The organism is Paraburkholderia sp. (assembly GCF_035501035.1).
GTDB lineage: Bacteria > Pseudomonadota > Gammaproteobacteria > Burkholderiales > Burkholderiaceae > Paraburkholderia.
The window spans coordinates 1-3,681 of sequence record NZ_DATJWR010000332.1; the positions used below are offsets into that span (position 1 = coordinate 1).

A 3,681-nucleotide genomic window follows, 5' to 3' on the forward strand; every position below is an offset into this window, starting at 1 on the left:
GGGCGGAATACCTAGTCCAACAGTTCGGCCTCGTGCCCCGCACCGAGGTGATGGACCGGCGCCACGCCGGCTGGAAGGGCGGCATGCACGACGCGGCGGCCTACTACAAGCAGGCGTACTGGTTTCTGCCTGAGTATGGTGTTACGTCCCGGGATATTTAAGAAGTGACGTCCCGCGCTATTCGGGCTGAAACAAAGCGAGTCGTCTCGCGCTGTGATGGAAATGCACAGGATCACGCAGAGCGCGAAACGGAGTTCAGAGGAAACGGGGAAACGGCGAGAAGCGTCGCGCGTACGCGCCAAAGTGAAGCGGCCCCGACGCGATGAACGCCGGGGCCGAAGTTTAGAATGGATCGTCCAGTGGGTCCTCATCGAGCGGCGGGACATCGGGCGGACGATAACGGCGTGCCTGCTTGCCGTACTCCCAGTCGAACCAGTGGTAGAGGTCGGCAAGCATGAGCCGGATCAGCCAGGCCGCTTCATCAGTGAGCTCAGGTCGACAGGGTTTGGCGTTGCGGGTAAAGATGAACATGGTGCACCTCGCGATTGAAGTACGACGGTTTGAAGATCATGCTCACCGCACCTCCTCGATGGCGCGCTGCAGGAGTTCGTCGGGGATGTGGTTCAGCCCTTTCGGTACGGCCAGGCGCATGGCGTTACGCAGGATGCGCCCGGCCTGACGGGGCACCCCGCGCGAGGCTTCGCGCAGCTGCTCGAGGGCGGAATCGGAGAGCAGCGTGTGGGTGCAGCCGGCGGCGTTGAGCGCGTGAGCGATGAGCTGGGAGAAGCGTTCGCGCTCCAGAACCGGCGTGAAGTGCACGCGTACCTGGATGCGGCTGTGGAGCGCGTTGAACTGCGCCCGTTCGAGCATGCTGGCTAGCGACGGGTGACCAACGAGCCAGACGGTGATGAGATCCCTGGCGTCCTGTGAAAAGTTCAGGAACGACGGCAGATCGCGGAAGAACTCGGCGGCCAGGTGCTGGGATTCGTCAATGATCCATACGGGCACGATCTGGCGGCTCTGGGCGAGTTCGACGATGCGCTGCTTGATGTCGCGCCACAGGTCGGCCCGCCGGTAGCTGGGCTCGAGCCCGAGTCCGCGCGCGAGCGCGCGGTACAGGTCGACGCGACCGAAGTCGGTCTCGGCCGTGTAGACGACCTGATAGCGGTGCGGATTGAGTTTGCTGGTGATGTGACGCAAGGTGGAGGTCTTGCCCACGCCGGGCTCGCCAGTGAGCAGGCCGACGCCTGGGCTATCGAGCAGCCACTGGAAGCGATCACGCAGATGGGTAATGGCGCCGTCGTCCCACAGTTCGATCGAGTCCTTGTCAAGCGGCGCGCAGCGCAGGCCGAAATGCTGACGGTACATGTCATTGCTCCGTGTGCGGGTAGTGCTGCCGATGGGCGAGCTCGATGAGGTTCGGGCCCGTGGCTACGTGGGCGCTCGCCGCTTCGCTGCCGGGGCGCTGCCGCCGGCGCGTGCTGTTGGCGAGCGCATCGAGCCTGGTGGCCGCACCAATGACCTGCCCCGCCTCGTTCTCGACATGCATGACGGTGCCGCTGTGCGGATCGACGACGAGGCTCACGTGCTGTCCGGTGAGTTCATAGGGAACTTCAAAGCGTGTGCCTTCGTAGGAGACCGTAGCGTCGCGGCGCACCAGGCGTTTGACGCGATGCCAGAACAGTTCATCGAGCTGCGCGGCCAGTGGCCCAAGCAGGCGGATGCGCGGCAGGTCCTGCTGATAGCGCGAGAGTGGCGTGTGCTCACCGAGTGCGCTGTGCTTGCTGCGGTTATAGATCTGGTCGATCCAGGCCCAAAGGCGGGCGTTCAGATCGCCCAGATCGCGGACATGGGTCGTATCAAGTTCGGCGAGGAACTGGGAACGTAGTGTCCTGTGCCAGCGCTCGATCTTGCCCTTCGACGCTGGCTGATAGGGGCGGCAGTAGATGAGCCGGATGGACAGGCGCGCGCAGATGCCCTGCAGCGTGGCGCTGCGATAGGCCGAACCGTTGTCGACAACCAGGCGGCCTGGCAGCCCCCTTCTCATTAACGCCTGCTTGAGCACCCCTTCGATATCGAGTGCCGTCTCGGACAGACAAAACGCGCTGTGGGCGATCAGGCGCGAAGCGTCATCCATCAGCGAGACGAGGTAGGTCTTGCGGCGTTTGCCGCCCAGCAACAGCGTGGGACCGTGCAGTACGTCGCCGTACCAGATGGACCCGGCGTGCTCGGCCACGAAGCTGCGCTTCTCGTCGGGCACGACGCAGGGGCCGCTGATGCGCGACAGGCCGTGGATCTTGAGCAGGCGGTGCACGGCGCTCTTCGAGAGCGAGTCTCGCGGCACGACGCCGGCGCCTTCGAGCAGCAGGCGGATCTGGCGGATTGAGCGTCGGGGGTTCTCGCGTTTGGCCGCGAGCACGGCGTCCTGGACGGCCTCACTGAGCTTCGAGGCGCCGCGATCGGTACGCGGCTTGCTGGCCAGCCCCGCGATGCCTTCGCGACGCCAGAGGTCGTACCATGCGCGTAGCGTCTTCTCGCTGATATGGCGGCGTTGGGAGCCGGGGATCGCGTACTCCTGCTGTGCGATCTGGCGGATCAGGCGAGCGAGTTCACCGCGGGCGAGTTCGCCGCGGCTGGTGAGCGGACCCAGTACGCCCAGACGGAACAGTGCCATCTCGTCGATGTGATTCATGTCGATAGATTCCTTCGTTCAATTGAGGAATCGACATGAAATCGCCGTTGCGAACGCAACGGAAGTGGCCAGACTGTGTGGGCACCCTGAAAAAACGTAAAACTGGCCGTCTCGCGGCGCGCCAGGCTCAGCGGATCACGGGACGCTCAGGTCGTCCAGGTCGAGCCAGGCCATCGCCATGCACAAGGGCATGCAGGCAAGGCATGCCCGCCAGAACGACATCGTGTCGGTTGTGCGGCCGAGCTCGGGGAAGCGGCTGCGCAGGAGGAAGGCGAAAACGGGGGTGCGCTCGCGCAGCCAGCGCCACCAGCGACGCACGGTATTGCGGCTGAGACCGGTCACCTTCGCGGTGCTGCGCAGGGACAGGCCGAAGAGCATCAGCGAGAGAACCAGTTGCTGCAGGGCCCATGCGTACCACCGCCGCGGGCAGATGCATAGCGGCAGACGCGAGCAGGTGCGGCCACACGACTGGCAACAGAAGCGTGCAACGGGCACCGGGTTGAGCCTGGCGCCACTGCTGCGGTCAGCCTTGCGGCCGTAGAAGCCGTGGCCCCAGAGTCCGCCGAAGCCGCAATGTGGGCAATGACTGGGGCGGTAGGACTGCGGGGTGGAGATGACAGAGCGAAGATGCTGTTCGAGAGAGAGGAATGCGCGTACGATTCGTCGCATAGGCTGGTCTGTTGTTGATTCGAGAGTTGGCTTGGAACCCGTCTCACGATATCACGGCAGCACCGGCCTTCTTTACGTCCCTCGTGTCCCGCGCTGCGCGCGGTGAAGTTCAAAAAATCGTTCCCGACGTTCGCGAGATAAACGCCTCCCGCTAAAACTCAAATAGTTCGGGACGTAACAGTATGGTGAGTGGTTCCTGCAACTGTGGCATCGCTACCTGGAACAGGTCGCTCGTGTTGAGCGGGACCACCCGTTCGCCTTCATCAATCTGAGTCGCGAACCCGTGGGCGCAATGTACACGCTGACCCAGTACAACAAGG

At 63.9% G+C, this 3,681-nt stretch carries 4 protein-coding genes; all 4 read right to left on the reverse strand.

From position 1 onward, the window contains the following. Positions 1–342 precede the first annotated feature (342 nt). The 4 genes from VMJ11_RS24645 to VMJ11_RS24660 all read right to left on the reverse strand — a co-directional run bounded on the left by VMJ11_RS24645 (position 343) and on the right by VMJ11_RS24660 (position 3,361). On the reverse strand, positions 343–531 hold the full coding sequence (locus tag VMJ11_RS24645; protein ID WP_325622673.1) for a hypothetical protein: 189 nt from the start codon (positions 529–531) through the stop codon (positions 343–345). Between the two features lie 42 nt (positions 532–573). Beyond that, a complete protein-coding gene (locus VMJ11_RS24650; RefSeq protein WP_325622675.1) occupies positions 574–1,368 on the reverse strand; it encodes an ATP-binding protein in 795 nt (264 codons plus the stop codon). A 1-nt stretch (position 1,369) separates the two neighbouring features. Further along, complete coding sequence (locus VMJ11_RS24655) at positions 1,370–2,692, reverse strand: DDE-type integrase/transposase/recombinase (RefSeq protein WP_325622677.1); 1,323 nt, start codon at positions 2,690–2,692, stop codon at positions 1,370–1,372. A 135-nt stretch (positions 2,693–2,827) separates the two neighbouring features. After that, positions 2,828–3,361, reverse strand: a complete 534-nt coding sequence (locus VMJ11_RS24660; protein WP_325622679.1) for a DUF6431 domain-containing protein — start codon at positions 3,359–3,361, stop codon at positions 2,828–2,830. Positions 3,362–3,681 lie beyond the last annotated feature (320 nt).